Origin of the sequence: Microvirga terrae, assembly GCF_013307435.2 — a bacterium.
Taxonomy (GTDB): domain Bacteria; phylum Pseudomonadota; class Alphaproteobacteria; order Rhizobiales; family Beijerinckiaceae; genus Microvirga; species Microvirga terrae.
This window is the reverse complement of record NZ_CP102845.1, coordinates 4541498-4564289: the sequence shown is the minus strand read 5'-3', so window position 1 is coordinate 4564289 and position 22792 is coordinate 4541498. Positions and strand designations below refer to the sequence as shown.

At 60.8% G+C, this 22792-nt stretch carries 23 protein-coding genes; 5 read left to right on the top strand and 18 right to left on the bottom strand.

All coding sequences use genetic code 11. The annotated features are described in order from the left end of the window. Positions 1-9: 9 nt before the first annotated feature. Positions 10-489 carry a GNAT family N-acetyltransferase gene (locus HPT29_RS28925; protein ID WP_432807267.1) on the top strand — a complete coding sequence of 160 codons (480 nt, stop codon included), beginning with the start codon at positions 10-12 and terminating at the stop codon, positions 487-489. An 11-nt stretch (positions 490-500) separates the two neighbouring features. Here HPT29_RS28925 and HPT29_RS21445 read toward each other — a convergent pair whose 3' ends face one another. From HPT29_RS21445 to sigJ, 4 genes are all read right to left on the bottom strand, one after another. Further along, positions 501-998 carry an ATP-binding protein gene (locus HPT29_RS21445; RefSeq protein WP_173947542.1) on the bottom strand — a complete coding sequence of 166 codons (498 nt, stop codon included), beginning with the start codon at positions 996-998 and terminating at the stop codon, positions 501-503. Further along, positions 998-1408 carry an ASCH domain-containing protein gene (locus HPT29_RS28920; RefSeq protein ID WP_432807309.1) on the bottom strand — a complete coding sequence of 137 codons (411 nt, stop codon included), beginning with the start codon at positions 1406-1408 and terminating at the stop codon, positions 998-1000. Before HPT29_RS28920 ends, HPT29_RS21445 begins: the two co-directional genes overlap by 1 nt. Positions 1409-1599: 191 nt before the next feature. After that, positions 1600-2145, bottom strand: a complete 546-nt coding sequence (locus tag HPT29_RS21440) for a recombinase family protein (RefSeq protein WP_173947540.1) — start codon at positions 2143-2145, stop codon at positions 1600-1602. Positions 2146-2442: 297 nt separating this feature from the next. Further along, a complete protein-coding gene (gene sigJ, locus HPT29_RS21435) occupies positions 2443-3375 on the bottom strand; it encodes an RNA polymerase sigma factor SigJ (RefSeq protein WP_173947539.1) in 933 nt (310 codons plus the stop codon). 175 nt (positions 3376-3550) lie between these two features. Here sigJ and HPT29_RS21430 point away from each other — a divergent pair, with 175 nt between their 5' ends. Then, complete coding sequence (locus HPT29_RS21430; RefSeq protein ID WP_173947538.1) at positions 3551-4006, top strand: carboxymuconolactone decarboxylase family protein; 456 nt, start codon at positions 3551-3553, stop codon at positions 4004-4006. Between the two features lie 210 nt (positions 4007-4216). On the opposite strand, the gene HPT29_RS21425 is transcribed toward HPT29_RS21430, so the two are convergent. Next, the gene (locus HPT29_RS21425) at positions 4217-5203 is read right to left on the bottom strand and encodes an oxidoreductase (protein WP_173947537.1); all 987 of its coding nucleotides are present in this window, start codon (positions 5201-5203) and stop codon (positions 4217-4219) included. 47 nt (positions 5204-5250) lie between these two features. Here HPT29_RS21425 and HPT29_RS21420 point away from each other — a divergent pair, with 47 nt between their 5' ends. Further along, positions 5251-6234 carry an AraC family transcriptional regulator gene (locus HPT29_RS21420; protein ID WP_173947536.1) on the top strand — a complete coding sequence of 328 codons (984 nt, stop codon included), beginning with the start codon at positions 5251-5253 and terminating at the stop codon, positions 6232-6234. Positions 6235-6331: 97 nt separating this feature from the next. On the opposite strand, the gene HPT29_RS21415 is transcribed toward HPT29_RS21420, so the two are convergent. Together HPT29_RS21415 and HPT29_RS21410 are read right to left on the bottom strand one after the other, a co-directional pair. Next, on the bottom strand, positions 6332-7246 hold the full coding sequence (locus HPT29_RS21415) for an SDR family NAD(P)-dependent oxidoreductase (RefSeq protein ID WP_173947535.1): 915 nt from the start codon (positions 7244-7246) through the stop codon (positions 6332-6334). A gap of 85 nt (positions 7247-7331) precedes the next feature. After that, positions 7332-7970: a TetR/AcrR family transcriptional regulator gene (locus HPT29_RS21410; RefSeq protein ID WP_173947534.1), complete on the bottom strand. Its 639-nt coding sequence runs from the start codon at positions 7968-7970 to the stop codon at positions 7332-7334. 88 nt (positions 7971-8058) lie between these two features. On the opposite strand from HPT29_RS21410, the gene HPT29_RS21405 reads away from it, so the two are divergent. After that, positions 8059-9087 (top strand): HlyD family secretion protein, encoded by a 1029-nt coding sequence (locus HPT29_RS21405; protein ID WP_173947533.1) that lies wholly within the window; start codon positions 8059-8061, stop codon positions 9085-9087. Continuing rightward, positions 9084-10679 carry an MFS transporter gene (locus HPT29_RS21400; RefSeq protein WP_173947532.1) on the top strand — a complete coding sequence of 532 codons (1596 nt, stop codon included), beginning with the start codon at positions 9084-9086 and terminating at the stop codon, positions 10677-10679. The genes HPT29_RS21405 and HPT29_RS21400 overlap by 4 nt, the downstream gene beginning before the upstream one ends. Before the next feature lie 39 nt (positions 10680-10718). On the opposite strand, the gene HPT29_RS21395 is transcribed toward HPT29_RS21400, so the two are convergent. From HPT29_RS21395 to HPT29_RS21350, 11 genes are all read right to left on the bottom strand, one after another. Beyond that, entirely contained in the window at positions 10719-11729 is a 1011-nt protein-coding gene (locus HPT29_RS21395) for an adenylate/guanylate cyclase domain-containing protein (RefSeq protein WP_173947531.1), read from the bottom strand. 27 nt (positions 11730-11756) lie between these two features. Continuing rightward, positions 11757-12512 carry an SDR family oxidoreductase gene (locus tag HPT29_RS21390; RefSeq protein WP_173947530.1) on the bottom strand — a complete coding sequence of 252 codons (756 nt, stop codon included), beginning with the start codon at positions 12510-12512 and terminating at the stop codon, positions 11757-11759. 68 nt (positions 12513-12580) lie between these two features. Then, positions 12581-13366, bottom strand: a complete 786-nt coding sequence (locus HPT29_RS21385; protein ID WP_173947529.1) for a sensor histidine kinase — start codon at positions 13364-13366, stop codon at positions 12581-12583. A gap of 84 nt (positions 13367-13450) precedes the next feature. Further along, the gene (locus HPT29_RS21380; protein ID WP_173947528.1) at positions 13451-13930 is read right to left on the bottom strand and encodes a carboxymuconolactone decarboxylase family protein; all 480 of its coding nucleotides are present in this window, start codon (positions 13928-13930) and stop codon (positions 13451-13453) included. A gap of 96 nt (positions 13931-14026) precedes the next feature. Beyond that, positions 14027-14473 (bottom strand): cupin domain-containing protein, encoded by a 447-nt coding sequence (locus HPT29_RS21375; RefSeq protein WP_173947527.1) that lies wholly within the window; start codon positions 14471-14473, stop codon positions 14027-14029. Between the two features lie 63 nt (positions 14474-14536). Continuing rightward, positions 14537-15367, bottom strand: coding sequence for an alpha/beta fold hydrolase (locus HPT29_RS21370; protein ID WP_210272112.1), 831 nt, complete (start codon positions 15365-15367; stop codon positions 14537-14539). Positions 15368-15742: 375 nt separating this feature from the next. Next, on the bottom strand, positions 15743-17314 hold the full coding sequence (locus tag HPT29_RS21365) for a winged helix-turn-helix domain-containing tetratricopeptide repeat protein (RefSeq protein WP_173947576.1): 1572 nt from the start codon (positions 17312-17314) through the stop codon (positions 15743-15745). A 915-nt stretch (positions 17315-18229) separates the two neighbouring features. Beyond that, positions 18230-19213, bottom strand: a complete 984-nt coding sequence (locus HPT29_RS21360; RefSeq protein WP_173947525.1) for an AAA family ATPase — start codon at positions 19211-19213, stop codon at positions 18230-18232. Then, the gene (locus HPT29_RS28915) at positions 19213-20100 is read right to left on the bottom strand and encodes a DUF7146 domain-containing protein (RefSeq protein WP_173947524.1); all 888 of its coding nucleotides are present in this window, start codon (positions 20098-20100) and stop codon (positions 19213-19215) included. Before HPT29_RS28915 ends, HPT29_RS21360 begins: the two co-directional genes overlap by 1 nt. A gap of 752 nt (positions 20101-20852) precedes the next feature. Beyond that, on the bottom strand, positions 20853-22391 hold the full coding sequence (locus tag HPT29_RS21355) for a DUF1254 domain-containing protein (protein ID WP_173947523.1): 1539 nt from the start codon (positions 22389-22391) through the stop codon (positions 20853-20855). A 78-nt stretch (positions 22392-22469) separates the two neighbouring features. Further along, positions 22470-22757: a hypothetical protein gene (locus HPT29_RS21350; protein ID WP_173947522.1), complete on the bottom strand. Its 288-nt coding sequence runs from the start codon at positions 22755-22757 to the stop codon at positions 22470-22472. Positions 22758-22792 lie beyond the last annotated feature (35 nt).

Here is a 22792-nt window from a genome sequence, read left to right as displayed (position 1 = left end):
CTGGAGAAGATGATGTACCTTTCAGAGGCGGTCGGATCGCGGCAGGCCCCAGTAGCTGAGACGCTGCAGTTGGGGCGCGTGTACGCGCACTTGGCCGAGCTTGAGGCGCTCTATCCAGATTTCGAACAGTGGTATTGGGGCAAAGTAGCTCCCGACCTATCCGACGGTCGGAGAGGGCTCTTTTGCGAAGAGCAGGCAGGCACTTTGGCAGGCGTGATCATCGCTAAGCGCGATGGTCTTGAGCGGAAGCTATGCACCGTCTGGGTTGACCAAAAATTCAGGCGGACCGGAGTTTCCCACAGGATTTTTAAGAGGGCGATGAAATGGCTCGGCACTGATCGGCCAATGATCAGTATCCCTCATAGTCGCCTTCACGAGTTCCGTGGGCTGCTTGCAACCAGTAACTTTAAGCAGACGCAGATTGCTCGTTCGTATTACCGCCCAGGATGCGATGAGTACGTATTCAACGGCTCCCTCCCGCTAGATTGAGTTGCAATCCTTCACTGGAGCAGCTGGCTTACTGCGGCTACATCGCCTGCAAGTGCCTTCAGATAAGGAATTTCCATCCGCTTCGCTTGCGTCCGCGCATGGGCTTCCTCCAGTTCCTGGAGCGCTTCAACTTCGGACGCGGTGGTTGACCATCCACGGGCGTGTCGCCGTTCTGAAATGATAGCTGGGCTGTCCACAATGCAGACGATGCTTGAGGGGGTCAGGCTATCGAACACCCAATCAGGTAGCAGCATCGGGCCTGAGGTAGTTTCGATCATCGCATGGCCATCGAATAAAACTGTCCCTGTTAGGCTAAGCGGGCGGGGCAGGTTCTCTATCAACACCCTCTGGTTCTCAAATACGTCCTTTTCTGTGATGGGACGTAATGGTCGGGATGCCGCTCTTAGTATGCTGCTTGCTCTAATATGATGTGTGTTTGGAAACTGCTCCTGCAGGCGCTGTATCGTGTAAGTCTTGCCTGAAGCAGATATGCCAACAATCATAATCATCAATCAGAGCCCGCCATTAGTCTTTTTAGATCATCTCTGGAAATGGTGCACCAGGACACCGGGGGGTGCCATTTTGCCCTCTTCCGCATTGCTTCTAATAAAACTGGTTCAGGAAGGCGCCTTGCAGCTTCGAGCCGCAGGCCAAAACCTGATTGGAGATCCGCAAAGTAACGGTGAAACAAATCTTCGGGAACCGCCGAAGCCTTGCCGGCTAACGTCCAAAGCTCCTTTAGGGGGGCTTGAAGGATTTCCGTAATTCGGCAGGTCGCGACGAATGCAGAGGTCGGGCTCGTTTCGTATATGATGACCTCCGCCCCGATATGACGTGGATTGATGCCTCTGCGCCTGAGTTCAATAGTCTTCTTGCCGGATAGGATAAGTTCGACCCATCGAGGATGGATACTCAGCACAATCGCATAATCATCTTGGAGAGATGATCGTGATTTTCTCTGGGGGCCAGAAGCACTACCGGACACATTCCACTCCTCGTTCGGCGCGGGCAATCCGGCCCCGATGCGCCTTCATAAAGTCGAATGGGTGATATTCTCAAGACTGCCTCGGCAGAGGCTCACAGGCGCGAAGTGGCAGCACAGTCCAAGCCTTATTGGTTAAGTGCGCGATGCACCGAACCCTTCCCGATCTCAAGACGCTTAGCGATCTCGCCCATGCTTAGCCCCTGGGCATGAAGGGCTTTGATTTCATTGGTCTTGGCGCGAGCTGTAGGCTTGCGACCCTTGTATTTGCCTTCGCTCTTGGCCTTGGAAATGCCTTCGCGTTGTCGCTCCAACATCATTTCACGCTCGAACTGAGCAATGCCACCCATGACAGTTAGGATGAGCTTGCCAGTGGGGGTTCCAGTATCCACACCAAGATTGAGAATGCGCAGAGCGACACCCTTGGCGGTGAGTTGATCGATGAGGGCGCCAAGATGGGTCACAGACCGAGCAAGGCGGTCGAGCTTCGTTACGACCAGTGTATCGCCCTCGCGAGCGAATTCAATTGCAGCCTCAAGAGTCTTGCGGGGGCCAACAGATGAGGTTTGTTCCTGAAAAAGTTTCTCGCATCCGAGCACACGGAGGTCGCGTAACTGAGCCTCAAATCCTGCTTCCTGTTCGAGGGTCGAGGTGCGGGCATATCCGATTAGCATTTGACGTACGGTCCATTCGTTCCAATGACTTCTAAGAAGTTTAAACCGCCTCGTTCCATAAATCAAATCTGAGTTTATTGGAACGACCGGGGCAGGCTTATGGAACGTTCCACAGAGGCAGGGTCCAATGGAACGGTAGCTCTGCAGCGGAGGACGGCTTTCTAGGTCAAAGCGGACTCTCACACGGACAGGCTGAAGGGCAGTCCGTGACCCGAAGTGGGCGTTCGACCGTGAACGAGCCACGTGTGCAACCTATCGAACGGTTATCCGCGTTACCGCAGTCACTCAGACGGCTCATCAGGCTGGTAGTATCGGCGAGATGCGTTTCGGAAAGTCCACTTCTGCCACCAAGTGAGACAGCTTGTCCGGGTTCTTGACGATGTAGATCGCGGCTATCCCGTCCTCGCGGATGTCGAGTGCGGTTGTCTGAAGCAGGCCGCCTCCATCGAGGCTGACGTAGCCTGGTAGGCCGTCGATGGTGACGACACGAAGCAGCGTCGGCGGCACGGCATCCTTGCGCCGCTGCCGGGCAAAAAGGCGCAGGGCCCGCTCGATGCCCCGGACGACATTGCGGAAGGCAAGGACCTTGCCGCCGCCATCGGTATGGATCTCGACATTCCTTGCCAGCAGCACTGATAACGCCGCCACGTCCCCGTCGCGCGCCGCGGCGAAGAAGGCACGGGTGATCCGGTCCGCATCCGCGGGTTCGACGTTGAAGCGGGGACGTGCGGCCTGCACGTGCTTGCGGGCGCGCGCCGCGAGCTGACGAACCGCGGCCGGCTCGCGGCCGAGGGTGATGGCCACTTCGGTCAGCGGCACGTCGAAGACGTCATGGAGAAGGAAAGCAGCCCGCTCCAGAGGCGACAGACGCTCGAGGGCCAGCATCAACGTGACCGTGACGTCGTCGGCCATCGTCTCGTCCGGCTCCACGGAACCCACGAGAGGATCTGGCAGCCAGGGTCCGACGTAGGTTTCCCGCCGCGCCCGCGCGGAGCGGCGTCGGTCGAGGCACAGGTGTGTGACGATGCGGGTGAGATAGGCGGGAGGCGAATCGATGCCGCCCTCCACCCCAACCCACCGCAGCCATGCGTCCTGCACGACGTCCTCCGCCTCGGTGAGCGAGCCCGTCATCCGGTAGGCCAGGCGTGTCAGGCGCCTGCGCTCCGCCTCGAATTCGGTGGTCTGCCGATCGTCCATCGCCTCCATCCGCCCCGTTTCCTCGCCGACCATAGCCGCTCTCCCGTCGCTCGCGCATCCCGAACCCGAGGATAAGACGATCGGACGGGCCCGGATGTGACATCGGTCGCTTCGAGCGGAAATGCCGAGTGGCATGTCACACCCTGGCCGCTTGGCCCGTCATGGCTTCGAACGTCGATCTCCGGCGTTCCGAACATAGAGACGTGTCATGAGCGAGAACAAACGGCTGGTCTGGAACGAGGTGGCGCCGCAGGGTGCGAAGGCCCTTTTCGGCGTCCACCACTACATCACCACGGGCACCGACCTGCCCCACGAACTGATCCACCTCGTCTTCCTGCGTGTTTCGCAGATCAACGGCTGCGCGCACTGCATCGACCTGCACACCCGGGACCTCCTGGAAACGATGCCGATCGAGAAGGTCGCCCTCGTTCCGGTCTGGGCCGAGGTGCCCCACCTGTTTCCCGACAAGTACCGCGCCGCGCTCGCGTGGGCGGAGGAAGTCACGCTCGTCAGCGAGACGCATGCCTCCGACGAGGCCTATGCGGCCGCAAGCGCGGCTTTCGCGCCCAAGGATCTCGTGGACCTCACGATCACGATTGCGGCCATGAACGCGTTCAACCGGCTGGGCGCGCCCTTTCGGCTCCCGGTCAAGGCCAAGGCCTGATCCGCTTCTTTGCATCGTCACGGAACGGCCCCGGCGCCGTTCCGCTTCCGCCATTCACGATCCAACCCATGGCTGTGAGCGTCGGGCTGCGAGACACTGGCCTAACCCTTCAGTCCACACCGCACACCGGCTACACAGACGGGACCAGTGTCTGCTGCGTGGCCGCTGGACCCGAAAGCCGACAGTCCACATTCTACTCGTAGCCGACCATTAGACGCGAACAGAATTGCTTCTCCAGACATGCCCGGTCAGGTGCTCGCTCAATGCCCACAATTGGCTAGCCATGTCAGGATCGATCGCCCACGGCCGCACTCCCCGGGGTTCCTCAAGATTGTCCGAGGCTACAATCGCGACGTCACAGTCCTCGCAGTAGACCCCGCCCAGTCCCTGAAGCTGCGAACTCGTGGCGCACCACACGCTGGTTGCCGCGCCTTGTTGCGCGTTCTTAATACCGCGGGCAGGATCGATGATAGGGCTGCCATCCTCGTCGAGGGCACCTTGGGCTTGAATCTGCTCGCGTGTCATATGCCTCGACAGATTTGTGAGGATCGCCCCGGGATGGAGGGAGAAGGCCCGAATGCCGTCGGACTCGCCGAGCCGATCCAGCATCAATGCGAAGAGGATATTGGCGGTTTTCGACTGTCCGTAGGCAATCCAGGGATCGTAGGCGCGCCGATCGAAGTTCGGATCGTCCAGATCGATCCCAGAGATCCAATGCCCTCGGGAAGAGACGGCGACGACGCGTGCTCCCTCGGCTCGCCGCAGGGCAGGTGCTAAGCGCACAGTCAGTTGGAAATGTCCAAGATGATTGGTGGAGAGTTGGGACTCGTACCCTCGGCCATCGCGGGCGAGAGGATTGGCCATGATGCCGGCATTGTTGACGAGGATATGAAGCGCCTTGCCTGACGCCAGGAAACGGTCGGCAAAGGCATCGATGGACCCCGGTTCCATCAGGTCAAGCACCTCCAACGATGTGCCAGGCATGTCTGTCAGTGCTTGACGGGCCCGGTCCGGATCGCGTGCTGGCACGATGACACTTGCCCCAGCCGAGACGAGGGCGCGTACGGTCTCCAGGCCGATCCCAGCATAACCGCCAGTCACGATAGCGACCTTGCCGGAAAGGTCACGACCTGCGACGACCTCAATCGCGGTCGTCGACGGGCCGAACCCGGAGTTCAAGGGAGTCTGGAAAGTCATGGGCTTCTCCTTCGCCAAGAGCATGCTCCACCATGGACGGATTTTGAATGCTTGATCGTGCGCCAGTTCTGCGCGATCGTCCGGAAATGAATGATCCCTTGTCCGATATGCTGGCTATGGTCGAGGCGCGAAGCCTCTTGTCCGGCCGTCTCGTTGCCGGTGGCACCTGGGGCGTGCTCTTTCCGCCTCCCGAGAAGATCAAATTCAGCGCTCTCCTGTGGGGCGAGTGTTGGCTCATGATGGAAGGGGCGGCCGATCCCATCCGTCTGGAGGCTGGAGATGTGATTGTCGTCAATGGTCAACGATCCTTCACACTGACCAGCGATGTGGATGTCGACCCCGTCGATGCGAGAGAGTTGTTTCGGGACGCTCCGGATAACGTGGCAAGGATTGGCGTCGGGGACGAGGTGTCCTTGTTCGGCGGGCACATTGCGCTCGATGCCGTGCGTGCAGACCTGCTGATGAATGTGCTGCCACCCCTGATCCATGTCAGATCCGCGAGGTCTGAGGCGGGAGTCCTACGCTGGCTGTTGGAGCAGTTGGTAGGGGAACTGGGCGCTCATCGCCCCGGAGGAGCGCTCGCGTCCTCTCACCTCGCTCAACTGATGTTCGTGCAGGTTCTGCGGGCTTATCTCGCCACCAGCGCCCATTCATCGGACGCCAGTTGGCTTCGGGCCCTGGCTGATGATCAGATCGCCCCAGCCCTGCGTCTGATCCACGCCAACCCCAGTCGCTCCTGGTCGCTGGAGGAACTATCCCGCGCGAGTGCAATGTCCCGAACGACCTTTGCTGCCCGCTTCAAGGAGGTGTCTGGCGTGTCTCCGGTCGCCTACCTGCTGGCTTGGCGCATGCGACTGGCTGAACGTGCACTTCGTCATGGCGACGCGCCGATCGCCTCGGTTGCACTGTCGGTTGGTTACACATCAGAGAGCGCTTTCAGCAATGCCTTCAAGCGCAGCTCAGGGATGTCCCCCAGAAGCTATCGCTCCAGGTTGCGCATGGGACAAACGGACGAAGATGCTCCGGCTTGAAACGGTAGTCGCAAGATCGGACAGCGGCCGTCAGGACAACCGCTACGCCATGTCATGATGCTCAATGAGCATCATGGAAGTCGAACCGTAGTTTGGATCAGGCGATCAAAGGACGGAATGCTTCCCAAAGACGCTCAGCATTTCCGGTATCGAGCGCATAATGCGCGACGCCCTTCCAATCGTCCGGGCGCTTCATCACGCTTGGAGCCTCGTTGCAGTCCTCGAAATATCGTCCACCGATTCCCTCCAGTAAAGGCGAGGCGGCCAGCAGGACGGACGTGGCAGCGCCCTGCCGCGGTGTCTTCTGGCGCTCGGGCGGCGTCTTCAGGCCACCTGTGTGCCTCTGGAGATTGGTGGCGATCGCGCCAGGGTTCAGGGCATTGGCGACGATGCCGTCATCCGCCCAACGCCGCGTCACCTCCACAGCCAGGAGGGCGCAGGCGGTCTTGGACTGCCCATAAGCCACCAGCGGATCGTAGGGCAGGAAGTTGAAGTGGGGATCGTCAAAGATCACCGGAGCGATCAGGTTCCCGCTTGAGCTGACCGAGACGATACGGGCTCCACTCGCGTCCGCAAGCGCCCGATGGAGACCCACGGTCAGCGCAAAATGCCCAAGGTAATTGGTGGCGAACTGCATCTCCCAGCCCTCGTGGGTGCGCTCGAGTGTGGGAAGGGCCATGATGCCTGCATTGTTGACCAGAATATGCAAGGGGCCGTCCCAGTCGGCTGTGAAAGTGCGAACGCTGCCTTGATCGGACAGGTCAAGGGACCGGACACGAACGCCGGAATTGCCCGTCGAGGAACGGATCGCGGTGGCCGTTGCCTCTCCGGCTTCCAGGTTGCGTACGGCCAGCGTTACTTCGGCTCCGGCATGGGCGAGAGTCCGTGCGGTTTCGATTCCAATGCCGGAGGACGCTCCGGTCACGATGGCACGTTTCCCGGTTAGATCGACGCCAGCAAGGATCTGGTCGGCAGTCGAGTGAAATCCAAACGGTGTCTTGACGGGGCTCATCATTCATTCCCTTGGAAGATAGACATTCACTAGGCTGAAGGTCGCAGTGATGGGCCGGATCCGGCGATCGTAGCGACCGAACCAATCAAAGGCGCCTGTTCGCACCGATGCCTATGAGGAACGTATCCACGCACGCCTCGACATAGTGCCGGATCTCCGCAGCCGATGGCGGTGGGCGAAGACCGAGCACGACCTCAAGATGCACGTTGTTGCGCATCATCGCGACGAATTGTTCGGCTAGGATCTTGGTATGCACGATGTTTTCAGGGAGTTCCCCGCTGTCCCTGGCGGCATCCAAAACTTGAGCCAAGCCGGCGGTTGCCCGGGCCGGACCCTCCTCGAAGAAACGGCGGGCAAGATCCGGGAAGCGGCCGCTCTCGGCAATGACGGTCCGATAGATGCCGACCAGGGCCGGACCTGTGTAGATGTCCAGCACATGCAATCCATAGGCCAGCAAGGCCTCGCGCAGGTCCCGTGGCTGCGCGCGATCCACCTCAAGGCTCGACAGCACGTCCTTCGCGGTTTCGAGCATCAGGGCGATGAACAGTCCCTCCTTGTTCCCGAAGGCGCTGTAGATGTTCCGCTTCGACCCTCCGGCCCGCTTGATGATCGCGTCGATGCTCGTGGCGGCATAGCCGCGCTCGAAGAACAACGCAGCCGCGGCCGCGAGGATCTCATCCTGTCGCGGCGCCCGAGACACCTCAGGTTGGTTCAGATCGCTCATCCGATCTCACATCCTCCAGTTACCTCTTGACTGGTAATGATCGTTACCACATATGTCAATCCGGTACTAATCATTACCGGAGCGGGTCATGACCCTGTCGCCAAAGAAGAAGCTTGTCGGTGTCGCTCTATGCCTGGGTGGCATCGTCGCCGGAGGGGCCATCTTCCTGATCGGAGGCGGCGCGGTCAGCACCGACAATGCCTATGTCCGGACCGACATCACCTCAATCGCGCCGAGGGTCGGCGGCTACGTCAGGGAAGTCGCTGTCTCGGACAACCAGAGCGTGGCGGCCGGCGACATCCTGTTCCGAATCGACGACGAGGATTACCGTGCCAAGGTGGCTCAGGCTGAAGCCAACGTGGCTGCTGCCAGGGCGCGCCTGACAGGCGCGCAGGCCGAGATCGACCTCCAGCAAAGCATGATCCTTCAGGCCGAGGCGCAATACCTGACGGCAACGGCCGAACTGGAGCTGGCCGAGAAAATCAGCGCCAGGCGGCTCAGTCTCGTTCGCACCAACGCCGTCAGCACGGCGCAGGTCGATGAGAGCGAAAGCGCTCTTTCACGGGCGAAGGCCGGATTGGCCGGTGCGGAGGCCGCCACGGAGGCGCAGCGTCGCAGATTGGCGTTGCTTGAGGCTCAACTCCAGGGAGCGCAGGCCGCGTTGAGGCAGGCCGAGGCTTCTCGTGACCTTGCCCGGATCGATCTCGACAACACGATCGTGCGCGCTCCCGTCGCCGGCCGCATCGGCAATCGCCAGATACGCCAAGGCCGTCTCGTCGCACCGGGAGTGAGCCTCCTCGATATCGTGCCGACCCAGGATGTCTGGGTGGTCGCAAACTTCAAGGAGACCCAGTTGCCCCATGTCGCGCCGGGCATGGCCGCTCGGATCAAGGTCGATGGCCTGCCGGATGTTCCCTTGAACGGAAGGGTCGAGAGCATTGCTCCGGGCAGCGGCGCGACCTTCTCGCTCCTCCCGCCCGACAATGCGACCGGTAACTTCGTCCGCGTGGTCCAGCGTGTGCCGGTCAGGATCCGGTTCGAGTCCCATCCGATGCTGGATCGGGTCCTGCCGGGCCTCTCCGCACGCGTGACCATCGATCAGGGTTCAAGCCAATGAGCAGTTCGCGCGATGAACCGGCGTGCGCCCCGCGCGCCATGGCTGGGGTGCTCCTGATGACCGGCATCATCCTTACCGCGTTCGCCGATGCAGTCTCGGGAACACTTCCGGCGCTTGGACGTGCCGACATGTCCGGCGACCTGGCGACAACGCCCGATGAGTTCGCCTGGCTCGACATCGTCCATACCACGGCCAGGATCATGGGATTCGCCGCAGCGCCCTGGCTCGTCTCCCGCGTGCGACCGACCGACGTTGTCGTGGCCGCGAGCCTGATCCTCGCCACGGCCAGCGGCCTTGCTGGGCTGATCATCAATCTGGAAACCCAGGCCATCCTCAGATCGGTCCAGGGTCTTGCCGGCGGCGCACTGCTGGTAGCGGGCCAGAGCATCGTGTTCTGGGTGTTCCCGCGTGCGCATCAACCGCTTCTCCAAGCCGTTTTTGCTGCGGGCGCCGTGGTCGCTCCGGGCACCATCGCTCCGGCGTTCCAGGGCTGGATCATCGATGTATGGTCATGGGAATGGGTGTTTATAACTGTCGTTGCGATCGGTGCCCTGGCCGCAGGATTGATCATCCTCTCCGGCGTCGCCGTCCAGCGTGTGCGTCCAACGCGCCCGTTCGATCTGATTGGGTTCGCGCTGCTCAGCATGGCCGTTCTCCCGTTGACGTTCGTGCTCAGCCAAGGGAGCCGCTGGGATTGGCTGGCCTCGGAGCGCATCGTCCTTGGCCTGACAGCCGCCGTGCTTGCATGCGCAGCGTTCCTGGTCCGACAGCAACGGAGCGGCTCCCAAGCCCTGCTCCAAACCTCTGCATTTGCGACGGAAACCTTCGCTTTTGCCTTTGTGATCAGCTTCGTTGCCGGTGCCGCCCTGTTCGGCAGCGCATTCGTGCTCCCCGCCTTCCTGACGGGCGTTCTGGGATACACTCCCCTGTCGGCAGGGTCCTTGCTCCTGCCGGGGTCTCTTCCATTCCTTGCCGCCCTCATCGTTGCGGCGATCCTGGTCCAAAAGGCGAAGCTGCCGGGACTGGTCCTGGTCCCGATCGGGATCCTGATGGTCATGTCGGCGATGTGGCTGCTCGCGCAATCAAATCTCCAGAGCGGCAGCGGGGACATGACCCTGCCGTTGCAGATCCGGGGATTCGGGCTTGGGCTGATGTTCCTGGCGCTGACCCTGATGGCATTCGGTCAGTTGCGGGGAGCCGAGGTCGCATCGGGGATTGCATTCTTCAACATCGGACGCCAGCTAGGAGGCCTGATGGGCGTCGCCGGTCTCCAGACGCTGATTGACCACCGGGTGGCACTGAGTTCCAGCGTTCTCGGCACATACGTGACCTCGGGTGTGACCGGGGTCAGCGAACGTTTGGCCGCGACAAGTGCCGCCCTCATGGCCCGCGGGCTTGATGCGGCCCCGGCCGCCAATGCCGCGCGTGCACTCCTCAATCGGGCACTAGGACAGCAGGCGTCCATCATTGCCTTCGACACCGCCTTTGCGACGCTGGCGCTGATGTTCATTGCCGCAGTGCCGATCCTCGTGTGTGTGAAGATCGGACTGTCGATCATCGCCCGGCGCGCCCGTCAGCCAGTTGCGGTTTGATGGGATGCGGATGCGCAAACAACCGCTCGACAGCGCAGGTCATGCCGGGCGGTAGGTGAAAATCCGAATGGGATGGGAGATGCCCCTGACGGATTCGGTCCCGAGATAGGCCATGCGGGTTGTGGTACCGCACTCCAAGGCATCCGCCAGATCTCCGGACGCAACGCAGGCGACTCCATGGATCCTGGCTACCTCCTCGAGACGGGCCGCGATATTGATCGGATCCCCGTAGATGCCGATGGACCTCTTGGTATCGCCCTGCTCGCTGATGACCACTTCTCCGCCATGGATCCCGATACGGTATGACGGCATCAGTCCGAAGCGGGCCTGAAATGCATCATGCTGGCTTCGGATCGCCACATCCATGGCGTCGACGGCCCTGAGCACGGCCTCGCGCCTGACCGCCTTGTCCCAGTCCCAGGTCGCTATCAACCCATCTCCCTTGTAGAGATAGACGTCTCCTCCATGGTCGGTCAGCGGCTTGGAGATGTCGAAGAAGAACTTCGCGATGAGGTCGCGTGCCTTAAGCGCCCCGAGATGCTCGGCGATGGCGGTCGATCCGTTGATGTCGAGGAACAGGATGACCTTTCGGGTCAGGACAGGTCGATGATACGTGCCGAGCATGAGGTGGAGCAGGTCAGCCATGCCGATGAAATGGATCACGCGGATGATCAGGATGCTGGCGACCGCAAAGCCAAGGAAGACCGGGAGGGCGATGGGCAGGCGCCCGTAGAAGGCCTGGAGTTCGTCCCCGCTACCGTAGATCAGCATGGTCAAGTGGACGCCGACGAGATAGATCGCCCACACCATCAGCGCATAGATCGCCAGATACTTCAGAGGGTGGATCGATCGCATCCAGCGTCCCCGTTTGCCTTGGACGTAGAATTCCTCCAGGCATCCCACCCCGGCTCCCACGATCAAGCCATTGGTCATCCCGCCATGAAAATGCTCTCCGACCGCCACGACGGCGAGGGTCGCCAGCGTCGTGAAGACTACTGTGGCCGTGAGGATGGAGACCAACTTGTTCCGGGCTGTGATCGGCATTGCCATGATGGGTCACTCATGCCTGTGCCTGAGTCAGGCGGCGGCAACGGAGCTGCGCAGCCAGTCCTCAAATCGCGTTCCACCGATCCGCCAGGGCTTGCTTGAGACAAGCTCCTCGTTTCCGAGCCGCGTGCCTAGGTATTCCGCAGCTCCGTCCGGGACGATGCCTCTGGGATCTTCATCCGCCGCCATGATCTGCGCAGCCAAGTCCGTGAGCCGCAAACTCTCCGGCCCCACGACTTCGATGATCTCGCCGAATGGCGGGCCAAGCGCCGCACAGACAAGAGCATCGGCCACATCATCCGCGGCAATCGCCTGCATGTGGACGGGAGGGAGACGTAAGCGATCGCTTCGAGCCCCATCTCCGATGATGGCGTAAAGAGATTCGAAGAACGGAGCCGAACGTAGGATCGTATAGTTCTCACCCGAGGTCCTGATTGCATCCTCCTGCATCAGCTTTGCCAGATAATAGGCGTTCAGCGCCAGACGATCCGCCCCGAGCACAGACAAGGCAATGTAGTGCGTCACCCCAACAGCTCGGTTGACCCGCGAGATGTTTATTTCGGCTGTTACGAAGAACGCGGACATCTCGGATGGATTGGGGAATCGAGCGTCTATGGTGTTGATCACGATCTCGGCGCCTGTCAGGGCCGATGAGAGGCCAACGCCTGTCAATACGTTGACCCCGTGCCCCCTGGACAGCGCGCTCACCTGATGTCCAAGGCGTTGCAGTTGGCCAACGACCTTCGAACCGATCAGTCCCGTTCCTCCGATCACGGCGATTTTCATTGTCTCCTCCCCAAGGCGTTCGGTGGGCATCTTTCCCTCGGCGGGCCGCGGGGTGTCGCTCAGGCGTTTCAATCGGTCGCCGCCAGGATAGGTCCGGCCGCAGGGGATTCCTGCCGTCCGTTGCATGGCAGTCGCAGGGTCACGGTCGTGCCTGTGCTGAGGCTGCTCTGGATGTCGACGCTCCCGTCGACCTCGAGGGCGAAACTCCTGACCATCGAGAGGCCGAAGCCGCCAAGCCCGCCATCCTTCGTGGAGAAGCAAGGGTCGAATGCTCGCGCCATTGTCTGCTCGCTCATCCCTAGGCCCGTGTCCGTGACACGGATGATGACGGCAGCCCCCAAGGCGTAATCCTCCGCGACCGCCGAGATCGAGATTGTCCCGCCGTCGGGCATGGCATCGCGAGCGTTGAAGATTAGGTTCAAGACGGCATTTTGCAGGCCAATCCGATCACACAAAACCGCCGGAAGATCGGAGCCGATCAGGAGATCGAGCCTAATGTTAGGTCTCCAGGATGGCTGGATCAGAACCTCGAACTCATTCAGGAACAGGGCCACATCGACGAGATCCAATGCCTTGCCCGCAGCGCGGGCCATGCTCATGGTCTGCCGGATGAGGGCACCAGCCTGCTCGAGGGATGTCGTCGCACCGGCAACCGCCCGTACGGTCGATGGATCGGAAGCATCGCCCAGCCGGCTTGCTACGACACTCACCGCCGACGTTGCGATCTGGATCAGGTTGCCGAGGTCATGCACCACGCCGGGCGGGATCGGTGTGAGGCTCGAATCCTGACTTCGGTGGACCTCGGAAGACCCTGCCCGGTACGCATCACGCACTTCAAGTGTCGTTGGCGACATGGTTCCCTCCTGTCGACGTCAGTGATTGCTAGTCCTCTTGACTCACTTCTGGCTGTGTTTCGTGCTTCTCTTGCTCACGGTTTCCTAGTGCAGATCGGCCTTGTCTAGGCCGTACAGCTTGTCGGCCGAGCCCGGCTCGGCACGGAAGGCGATGCTGGCCCGATTCCAGGCGTTGATCGCCATGACGGCGAACGTCAGATCCGAGATCTCCTTCTCGGAGAACTGACCACGGACCTCTGTGTAAAGGTCGTCCGGCACACCCTGCGCGGGCAGGCGGGTGACCGCCTCCGCCCAGGCAAGCGCTGCTCGCTCCCGCGCGTCGAAGAGCGACGACTCGTGCCAGATGGACAGATGGTGAATGCGCAGTTCCCGCTCGCCATGGATTCGCGCTTCCTTGATGTGCATGTCGAGGCAGAAGGCGCAGCCGTTGATCTGCGAGGTTCGGATCTCGACGAGGGAAAGGATCCGCTTGTCGATCGCGCCGGACTTCACGGCACCGGAGAATTCCGCCAGCTTCTTGAAGAGCTCGGGCGATTGGTGGGCATAATTCAGACGCTGCGTCATATCCGTTGCTCCTCGAACTCAGAAAGTGGACATCGTCCACGACAGACTGAGTGTTCGTTTCCAGTGGGGGTAACCGTCAGTCGGATCGAAGGCCCTTCAATTCCTGTCTGGTATTGTGAGCTCGGTGTCGCCGTCGTCGACGACGAAGACGGCGAGGATCTTCGCCGGCTCAGTCCTGCTCGCGTTCGCACTCACGCCATGGTGGTCGCCGGGCAGTTCAGTCCAATTCTCCCCGACGCGGTAGATCCTGACCGGCCCGCCGTTGATCTTGCTGCTCACCGCACCCTCTATGACCGTTGCATAGATGAGGGCCGATTTCGCATGGGTATGGGCCGGCGATTGACCGCCCGGACCGTACTCGACCAGCACGCCCTTCAGGCTCTTGCCGGGAAGCCCCGGCAGGGCGTGTTCGTAAACCAGAGTGACCTTGGCATTCACGGACCCTGCAATCCGGCTAGCCTCACCAGGCTTCCTGGTTTGGGCAATGGCGGCGGAGGCAGCCGACAGCATGCAGAGCGCGACTGCGCCTGTGAGCATCTTCATGGGTTTTCCTCGTGATGGTGTGGTGGCTGCGGCTTTGGTCTCGCCGCAGCGCTATAGTTGGCTTCAGCCTTTGATGAACGAGAGGAGGTCCCGGTTCACCACGTCGGCGTGCGTCGTCGCCATGCCATGGGGGAAGTTCGGGTAAGTCTTCAAGGTACCCTTCTTGAGGAGCTTGATCGACAGTCTCGCACTGTCGTCGACTGGAACGATCTGATCGTCCTCGCCGTGCATGACCAGGGTCGGGACCTCGATGACCTTCAGATCCTCGGTGAAGTCCGTCTCGGAGAACGCCTTGATGCTGTCGTACTGCGCCTTGGCGCCTCCCATCATGCCCTGGCGCCACCAGTTCTGGACAACACCAGGGATGGTCGTCGCGCCCTCGCGATTGAAGCCGTAGAAGGGTCCGGACGGAATCTCGAGGTAGTACTGCGCTCGATCGGCCGCGAGGTTCTTCCGGAAGTCGTCGAAGACGGAAATCGGCAGCCCTCCCGGATTCCTGTCGGTCTTCACCATGAGCGGTGGAACGGCGCCGATCAGCACGAGCTTGGCAACGCGCCCCTTGCCGTGGGCCGCCACATAACGTGTCGCCTCGCCGCCGCCCGTGGAATGGCCGACATGGACTGCATTGCGCAGGTCGAGGTGCTCAAAGACGGCGGCCGCATCGGCCGCATAATGATCCATGTCGTGACCGTCGCTGACCTGGCTCGACCGTCCGTGCCCCCTTCGATCATGGGCCACCACGCGGTAGCCGTGGGACACGAAGAAGAGCAACTGTGCATCCCAATCGTCAGAACTCAGGGGCCAGCCATGGTGGAAAACGATGGGCTGTCCGTTACGCGGTCCCCAGTCCTTGTAGAAGATCTGGACACCATCCTTCGTGGTCACATAGCTCATGGAATCGGCCCTCGATGGGGTGGCGGGATGGCTCGTCATGGCCTGTTGGGCCGTGGCCGCCAGGGGAAAGCCCGCGATGGCGGCAGCTCCCATGCCGGCGGCCAGAAGGTCACGCCGGCCGATGGCGGAAATGTCTTGATGGGATTGGTGTGGCATTGGGATCTCCTCGATGCCTTCTGGCCAGTGCGGCCCCACCTGACCGCTCCGACGGGTGTGCGCAGACGCAACGCAGTGGATGCAGCAACCCTGGCATGGGCCCTGGCTGAAATCCTTGCAGGGATCGTGGATTTTCCTTGTCAGCCCCTTGGAATTCCGTTCAAGGAGCTGCCATTCAGGTCGTCCCATCCCATTGATGGATCGGAAGAGGTGTGTTCGCTATTCGGGCAAGCCCGCTCGACGGAGGCCGTCCTCGAAGACATCGAGGTCTTCCTGGCGACGGAGATGGACCCAGTTCCTGACACCGGAAAGGCGCAGCTCAGGGCCATGCTGCCTCAGGAGTGCCATCGCCCGAGCAGCCTCCTGGCCTCTCCCGCAAAGCGCATGGCTCGCCGCCAGCAGGCCGATCGCCCGTGGCAGGTCAGGCGCAACCGCGAAGGCCTTTTGTGCCCATGATCCGGCCTCCTCGACACGGCCCTGGAGCATGTGGGCCAGGGAGGACAGGATCGCAATTTCGCGCACTTCCGTCTTGCCTGGATCAATGAGTTGTGCCTGCGAGATGCGCTCCAACGCCTCCTCGTGCCGACCGGCCGACAGTTTCTGTCCCCCGCTCAAGTACCAGGGTTTGGAGAGGTGCGGACTGATGTTCAGCGCCCTGTTCATATGAGTCGAGCAGACGTCGAGATCCTCGCCGAAATGCCCCAGGGCATAGGTGCCCCACGTCAGGGCCCGTCCATCCTCGTTTTCGACCTCGACGGCAAGGCGCGCCAGACGGGCTCCCTCCGCGCTCTCAAGTGCAATGTCATCCATCCAGAAGGATTGCTTGAGCAGGACGTAACACCAGGCTGCGGTGCAATAGGCCATCCCGAACTCGGGATCGAGCTCTATCGCCATGTAGAAAAAGGTCAGCGCCTGGCGCAAGCCCCTGCGACCGCCCCGGTTGAAACAGGCCATGCCCCGGAGATAGTGTTCGTAGGCATCCATGCTTTCCGTCGGCGCATGCATGGCTCTGTTGATTTCGGCCTGCTCCAACTTGGGCATCATCGCCCCAACGACGCTGGTGGCGATGTAGTTCTGGACGTCGATGATGTCGTCCACGACACTGTCGAAGCGGTCAGCCCAGATGTTCCTTCCGGTCACTGCGTCGATCAGGTGCACGCTGACCCTCAATCGATCCGCTGCGCGACGCAGGCTTCCATCGAGCACATAGCGGACGCCGAGTTCGCGCCCGATCTGCTGCACGTTGATCGCTCGGCCCCGATAGCTGAAGCTCGAACTGCGCGCCGCCACGAACAGCCTGCGAACCCGCGTCAACGCCTCGATGATGTCTTCCGTGATACCGTCCGCAAAATATCCTTGAAGGGGATTCTCGCTTAGGTTGGTAAACGGGAGAACAGCGATCGATGGCCTTGCGGGAACCGGGGGGATGCCCGCCAGCGGGTTCCCCGACCCATTGAAGATGGTGGGCATCGGACGTGCATCCAGTTCCGAGACCAGACCGACGAAATGGACGCCCTTGCGCGATACAGTCCTTATGAGACGCTGTTCCTGACCGTTATCGCCCAAGGCGTGGCGCACGGCATTGATGTGGCTGTTGATCGTCGATTCCGATACGATGCGGCCGCCCCAGACGCTTTCCAGCAGGCGGTCCCTGCTGATGACCAGATTGCGGTTTTGTATCAGAACGACGAGCAGATCGAAGGCTTGAGGCGTCATTGGTATCGCCTGCTGACCTCGCTTCAACTCCCGTCGCTCCAAGTCGAGCGTATAGTCCTCAAAGAGAAACCGCATGGCCGTCACCTGATGAGTTCACCTACCTTCCGGTAAGCTTGTCGCCCAGTCAAAACTGCATAAGGTCTATTGGCCATAGACTTCCGTACAAGCTTTAGTGCATAACATAATACGATTGTTATATTGTTAGTTTTGTGATCCGATGTTCGGTGCACTTGCGCGAAAATGTTGCCCTCAGATTGGAAGGTCAGGTTCTGGCACTTCTCGGACCAAATCCTTAGGTCAGCTTTGGACTAGAAGCGAGACATAGAGGCTTGGCTTCTACCAGTGTGCCGATACCTCCACGCAACTCGGTCGTTTTGTCCTTCTAAGCCCCCGCAGTTTGTCATGCTCCCATGCTACCGGCATGAGGATTTGATTAGCCCGGGACTGGGGGAAGACATGATTCAAGCAATGCGTGCACAGCCGCGATTGAGTCTCGATTGTACTGCTGCCTCTGCTCGGGGGTGATTTTTTCCGGCTGCGGTTCTGGTTCGAGTTGGCGCGGCCTTCCGTAGCCGCGATCAAGGATTGCGTTGGCCGCAGAGACGCGTGCTGCCTCACTCTGCCCTTGCCGGGCGATCTCAACCAGCACATTAAGTGCTGCTTCAGTGTGCGATCGGGCTAGTTCTTCAAGGGTCAGCTTATGGGCAACCGTTGCTTTGTTCCTCCGGCCTTGAGGGCGTCCAGCCCCGGAACGCTTCCCACCACGCTGTGCCATTTGATTTCCTTTTGATTTCTGAGGCTGTCACTTGGACGCTGACTAGGTTCGTTTGATTAGGAGGCAGGATCCATCCAAATCTAGGACGAGCTTTGAATGTTCCTCTTTCGTTCGTTTTGTCCCGGCTGTCCCACGTGTCCCAGTCCTTCGCATTCAAGCCTCTGTCCCGCTGTCCCACATGCAAGAGAGTGGGACAGCGGGACACGATAGTTCTGCTAATGCCGAAGTCGTCCTTCTTCTCGCAGTTTCTTCTGCATGCGGTTTACCCTCGATCTGCTGAGACCGGTTTGTGCAGCGATGTCCCTCACGGACATTCCCGCCTGGGAGAGCTCTTCCACCTGGACGAGCTCATGATCTTGTAACGTCTTGCAGGTCCAATGAGCCTGACCATCAATCACCTCGAGTTTGGCTTCGAACGGCAGGGCGTCTTCGCCAAAGACACCCCGAGCTTTGGTGAGGTGAACTTCGAAGCGGGCGCCCTCCTCGGGATCGTAGTCTTCCGGACGCTTGAGCTGGATGACCGTATCCAGAACATCCTCGCGCTTGGAGGTGCCACGAGCATTATCGCCTCGGCCAGCATGATGGATGAGCAGAACGCTGATCCCCTTGCGTCTCAGTTGCAGGAGCCAAGCCTGCATGGCGTCCCAGGAGTCCGCATCGTTTTCACGGCCGCCACTGACCAGGGTCGAGATGTTGTCGATCACGACAAGTTCGACGCCGATCAGGTGGGGCTCCAAAGCAGCTTGGTGCTCTGGCTTTGCCAGATTGAGAGACAACCCCAAAGACTGCCTGTCCATCGACAGAAGCCGGAAGTAGTCCTCTGCAGGAGGCTGGTGCGGACTTGCGGCGATAATCTGCCGAGCACGCTCCTGAAGAGCCTGCGCGGGCATCTCTCCATCAAGATACAGGACTCGGCGCGGCTTGTGTGCCTGCCATCGGAGAAACGTGCTGCCACAGCTCACTGCATAGCTCAGCCCCAAGGCCACGTGGGTTTTGCCGATTCCGCGCGCTGCATAGAGCATGGCTAATCCTTGTACAGGTATGATGGGAGCGATGACCTGCTGCCGTTTTGGGAGGTTCAGTCGGACAAGTTCGCCCAAGGTGATCGTCTCAAAGCTCAGTTCCCCAGGGATAAGGTTTTGATATGATGAGCCCGCATTAGGGTGAAGGTGTTCAATGATGTATGGAGAGTTCACCATCAGATCCCTCCCGCCATCAGAACATCGTTCAAATCGGCACCAGCGGTCGAAGGGGTTGCCAGGAACACCTCGGCTCCGGACGCTTGCCAGCGCCGCCCGGTTGAACGAGCCACCCTCAACCCGGTCTCGTCGTGGTCGACGGCAATCCAGAGACACTCGATACCCGCAAGAACCGGGAAGTGCTCAATCCCGCCTGCTGAGATCAGTGACCACACAGGGGAGGAACTGAACTCTGGTGTGTGGCGGAGGCTGAGAGCACTTTCGAGCCCCTCACCAATGCCGAGACAGGTTGTTACCTCCTCGTCGGGTGTGAACTTGATGGCACCACCTGCCACTGGTCCCAGACTAAGGCGACTCTGACCTCTGACTTGTGCCTTGTCGCCCTGAGGGGTGAGAGCCGTGCGATGGATCGCCTTCGGCTCGTTTGTCACAATGTCACGGATCAGACACACCATCGCTGGCACGTACTCGCCAGCAAAGGGGCAAGCGGGATGGTAGCGAACCGTCTCGCCCGACGCCTGCTCAATGAGCTCAATCTTCCGATTCTGGAAATAGGCCTCAACTCTTGTACCCCGCGGATCCTGGCTCTCCCTCCAAACAGCGAGAGCTCGGCTACGAAGGTCTTTGGCTGCAGCGGGAGTGCTAACAGGCGCTATGAATAGCGTTCCTTGAAGGATGGCCCGCCCGAGGCACTCACGGACATGGTCCCGGATCGGAAGCGGATTATCACCCGCAAAGGAGTGGACGATGAAACCGCCTGGGGCCTGAGGGCTGAACTTGAGTGATGCTGACCGGTCCCGCTTGGAATGCCCTGGGGCGGGAAAGACGATTTGTTGCCCAACGACAGCACCGTTGAGTAACCGGGCATACGTCCTCAGAAGTGTCATAGAGCACCTCCAGCCCAAGAAGTGTCGATAGCTGGAAAGGGGAGGGGGGTTCCTCGGAGTTGCCACTGATGGTCGGCACGAGCAACTCGGATGAACCTGACGCTTGTAAGAGGCGCAACCCTGGGGCATTGTTGCGAGTAGCGGCTCTTCACAGCCCTCAATCGATGAAGCATTACTCCGCCGCTCCGGGATCCAGCCGGGGCGGCGGTTTCTCTTTGTATTAGTCTCTTCTCCGTCACGAGACGTTCCTTTCGTCCGTTTGGACGAGGAACGCAGCTCAACTAGATCAATGGCTTGCCTGAGCTTCCCAAGCTGAATGTCGTGGGTTCGATTCCCATCGCCCGCTCCACCTTTGGAGGGCGACAGACTCTCTGAGACTCGATCCCACTGAAATGCCTAGCCAATTTCGCCCCGGCGACATCGTCTTTGGATCAGAACGACATCACTTCGAGATAGGCCGTCCTTGCGCGACAGGATCCTGAGATCGCAGGATCTTGAGATCGTTAGGAGACCGCAAGTGAGCCCCTTCCCTTCTGAATTGCGCTTCTGCAATGGCATGGTGAGCGGACCTTCGCTTTGTCCGTTGAACGCTACATTCTGACCCGGTGCTGACTTTCAGGGTCGGAGCGATCCGATGGCTGTGCAGGAACTGAAGCTTCGGCCACACGTCTCTGTGGCCGATCCCTTCTCGGATTAGCCTTGGTTCTGATGCGCCGCCCGCCCCAAGGCCGTGACCTATCCGTTGGCTTCGGCTACTCGACCAGCTCGATATCTCCGGGCTTCCAGCTCTTGTCGAACCAGGGCTCCAGCGGACCATATAGCCGCAACAGCACATTCCAGCCCTTGCCTGGCATGGTCTGGACCCAATTCCTCTCCTGCCCGGCCGGGGCCTTGGGAGCGAACCAGACCGTCGCGGAGCCGTCCGGATCGGTCTTGAGACCGGGCTGCGTGCTGTCCACGCCGGCGAGCTTCTGATCAGTCTCCAACAGCGAGCGGGTCTGATTGTCATAGACGACGAAGGACCAGAACTCCTTGGCCGGGATCGGCCCCGGCAGCCGGACCTTGTAGGTCTTGACCCCGTCGAAATAGCGTCCCGTCGCGTCGCGGAACGTGGCCGCATAGGCGGAGCCCGACCCAACCCGCGCCATGGCCATCGCCGGAGTGATGCCGGTGGCGTAGTAGAAGAACATCGACTTCGCATCGAGCAGACGCTCGGCCCCCTCCTGGAACAGATAGCTGCCCCCGACGAAGGCCGTGACCCACTGGCGATCCGGATAGAACTTCGCCTGCTGGTCGCGCGAGGCGAACAGGAACGATCGCCCCGTGGCGTTGCCGACAGCGACTGCATCGGTCAGGATGCCCTTCATCCGGGCATCGGGCGCGAAGCGATGTCCTTTCCTGATGCCGATCGCAGCGAAGAGCCCGACCTGATCGGGATCGAGAAAATCGGCGGGCTCGGTCTGCACGACCTCGTTCAACTCCTCGTAGAAGCGGAATGTGTTGGCACTGATCGTGTTGAACTTCACCCCGGAGGTGTTGATGAACTGCGCTTTCGCGGGCTCCCCGCTTTCCGACGTCGCATAGAGCGGAAACACGTTGGCGCCGGCTTCGACGTGTTGAACCGCCGCCGCGATGTCGCCGCCCTTCACGAACGCCCGGAAGAACACGAGCAGGGTGTTGGTGCGCGGCCTGGCAATGAAATAGCCGTCCGATGGCAGATCGCCGGTGTAGCCGGGCGGAACGTAGAGATACTCTCCACCCCGGCCGCCGTCAGGCCCGGTCACTCCGATGTCCTTCACCCAGCGGAAATAGGCATCGTCAACCGTCCCCAAGACGCCCGTCGGCACCTGGAGCACCATCGGGCCATTCCGGAGGTCGAGACAGGTGAAGCCGTAGACGGTGGTCGTGTTGGGGGTCAGGAAGAGGGAGCGGGCATCCATGAGGTCTTCGGTGATGCCGAACGCCTGGTTCCGCTTGACCCCGGCTTGCTCGATGCCGTTGCAGAGGGCGCGCACGGAGGTTGCCGGCATGCCGGTCAGGAACGCCTCGACCCCGCGGGAGAAATCAAGCTGATCATAGACGCGCCTGACGGTGTCCTCGTCAGGGACGCCGTTGCGGAACCGGAGGGGGCCGATCCGCGTCTCGACGCTGTCCGGCGTGGTGATCCAGGCGGGGACGTCGGCCGAGTATGTGGGGGACGGGCCGTAGGCCAAGGCTGGTCCGACGGACAGGGGCAGCACACTGGCGGCAGCGGACAGCAGGAAGGAACGGATCACGCAGCGGCTTGTCATGGCGGCTCTCCTCCGATCGATTGGGCGGGGCGTTCCGGCAGAGCCCCGCCGTTGGCGATCGCTTCCGCGACCGTGTGCTCAGAAGTCGTCGTTCGGCCCGTCCGCGCAGCGGTAGCCGACAAAGCACTGGGCCGTGTCGTCACTCGGCACCCAGGCGGGCTGCGGGTATTGATCGACCTGGCAGTATCGGGCATCCCGCACGAAGCGGCCATATGTGTATTGGCCCGTGCTCAAGACGACCGCACCACGGTCATTGACCAGTGCGCGGTCGGCCGAGCACGGCCGGCCCGTGGTCGAGGGGCCGACCTGCGCCAGGGCACCTGTCGTCAGGAAGGTCAACGTAAGAACAGCAATCAGTCGTGTCATGGCGGCGTCTCCATGTGCTTGTTTGCGATCGGGGC

Excerpts from the sequence above, each read along its gene's own strand:
- HPT29_RS28925 (WP_432807267.1), top strand. The coding sequence starts at position 10 with ATGATGTACCTTTCAGAGGCGGTCGGATCGCGGCAGGCCCCAGTAGCT.
- HPT29_RS21445 (WP_173947542.1), bottom strand. The coding sequence starts at position 998 with ATGATTATGATTGTTGGCATATCTGCTTCAGGCAAGACTTACACGATA.
- HPT29_RS21440 (WP_173947540.1), bottom strand. The coding sequence starts at position 2,145 with ATGCTAATCGGATATGCCCGCACCTCGACCCTCGAACAGGAAGCAGGA.
- sigJ (WP_173947539.1), bottom strand. The coding sequence starts at position 3,375 with ATGGTCGGCGAGGAAACGGGGCGGATGGAGGCGATGGACGATCGGCAG.
- HPT29_RS21430 (WP_173947538.1), top strand. The coding sequence starts at position 3,551 with ATGAGCGAGAACAAACGGCTGGTCTGGAACGAGGTGGCGCCGCAGGGT.
- HPT29_RS21425 (WP_173947537.1), bottom strand. The coding sequence starts at position 5,203 with ATGACTTTCCAGACTCCCTTGAACTCCGGGTTCGGCCCGTCGACGACC.
- HPT29_RS21420 (WP_173947536.1), top strand. The coding sequence starts at position 5,251 with ATGCTTGATCGTGCGCCAGTTCTGCGCGATCGTCCGGAAATGAATGAT.
- HPT29_RS21415 (WP_173947535.1), bottom strand. The coding sequence starts at position 7,246 with ATGAGCCCCGTCAAGACACCGTTTGGATTTCACTCGACTGCCGACCAG.
- HPT29_RS21410 (WP_173947534.1), bottom strand. The coding sequence starts at position 7,970 with ATGAGCGATCTGAACCAACCTGAGGTGTCTCGGGCGCCGCGACAGGAT.
- HPT29_RS21405 (WP_173947533.1), top strand. The coding sequence starts at position 8,059 with ATGACCCTGTCGCCAAAGAAGAAGCTTGTCGGTGTCGCTCTATGCCTG.
- HPT29_RS21400 (WP_173947532.1), top strand. The coding sequence starts at position 9,084 with ATGAGCAGTTCGCGCGATGAACCGGCGTGCGCCCCGCGCGCCATGGCT.
- HPT29_RS21395 (WP_173947531.1), bottom strand. The coding sequence starts at position 11,729 with ATGGCAATGCCGATCACAGCCCGGAACAAGTTGGTCTCCATCCTCACG.
- HPT29_RS21390 (WP_173947530.1), bottom strand. The coding sequence starts at position 12,512 with ATGAAAATCGCCGTGATCGGAGGAACGGGACTGATCGGTTCGAAGGTC.
- HPT29_RS21385 (WP_173947529.1), bottom strand. The coding sequence starts at position 13,366 with ATGTCGCCAACGACACTTGAAGTGCGTGATGCGTACCGGGCAGGGTCT.
- HPT29_RS21380 (WP_173947528.1), bottom strand. The coding sequence starts at position 13,930 with ATGACGCAGCGTCTGAATTATGCCCACCAATCGCCCGAGCTCTTCAAG.
- HPT29_RS21375 (WP_173947527.1), bottom strand. The coding sequence starts at position 14,473 with ATGAAGATGCTCACAGGCGCAGTCGCGCTCTGCATGCTGTCGGCTGCC.
- HPT29_RS21370 (WP_210272112.1), bottom strand. The coding sequence starts at position 15,367 with ATGAGCTATGTGACCACGAAGGATGGTGTCCAGATCTTCTACAAGGAC.
- HPT29_RS21365 (WP_173947576.1), bottom strand. The coding sequence starts at position 17,314 with ATGCGGTTTCTCTTTGAGGACTATACGCTCGACTTGGAGCGACGGGAG.
- HPT29_RS21360 (WP_173947525.1), bottom strand. The coding sequence starts at position 19,213 with ATGGTGAACTCTCCATACATCATTGAACACCTTCACCCTAATGCGGGC.
- HPT29_RS28915 (WP_173947524.1), bottom strand. The coding sequence starts at position 20,100 with ATGACACTTCTGAGGACGTATGCCCGGTTACTCAACGGTGCTGTCGTT.
- HPT29_RS21355 (WP_173947523.1), bottom strand. The coding sequence starts at position 22,391 with ATGACAAGCCGCTGCGTGATCCGTTCCTTCCTGCTGTCCGCTGCCGCC.
- HPT29_RS21350 (WP_173947522.1), bottom strand. The coding sequence starts at position 22,757 with ATGACACGACTGATTGCTGTTCTTACGTTGACCTTCCTGACGACAGGT.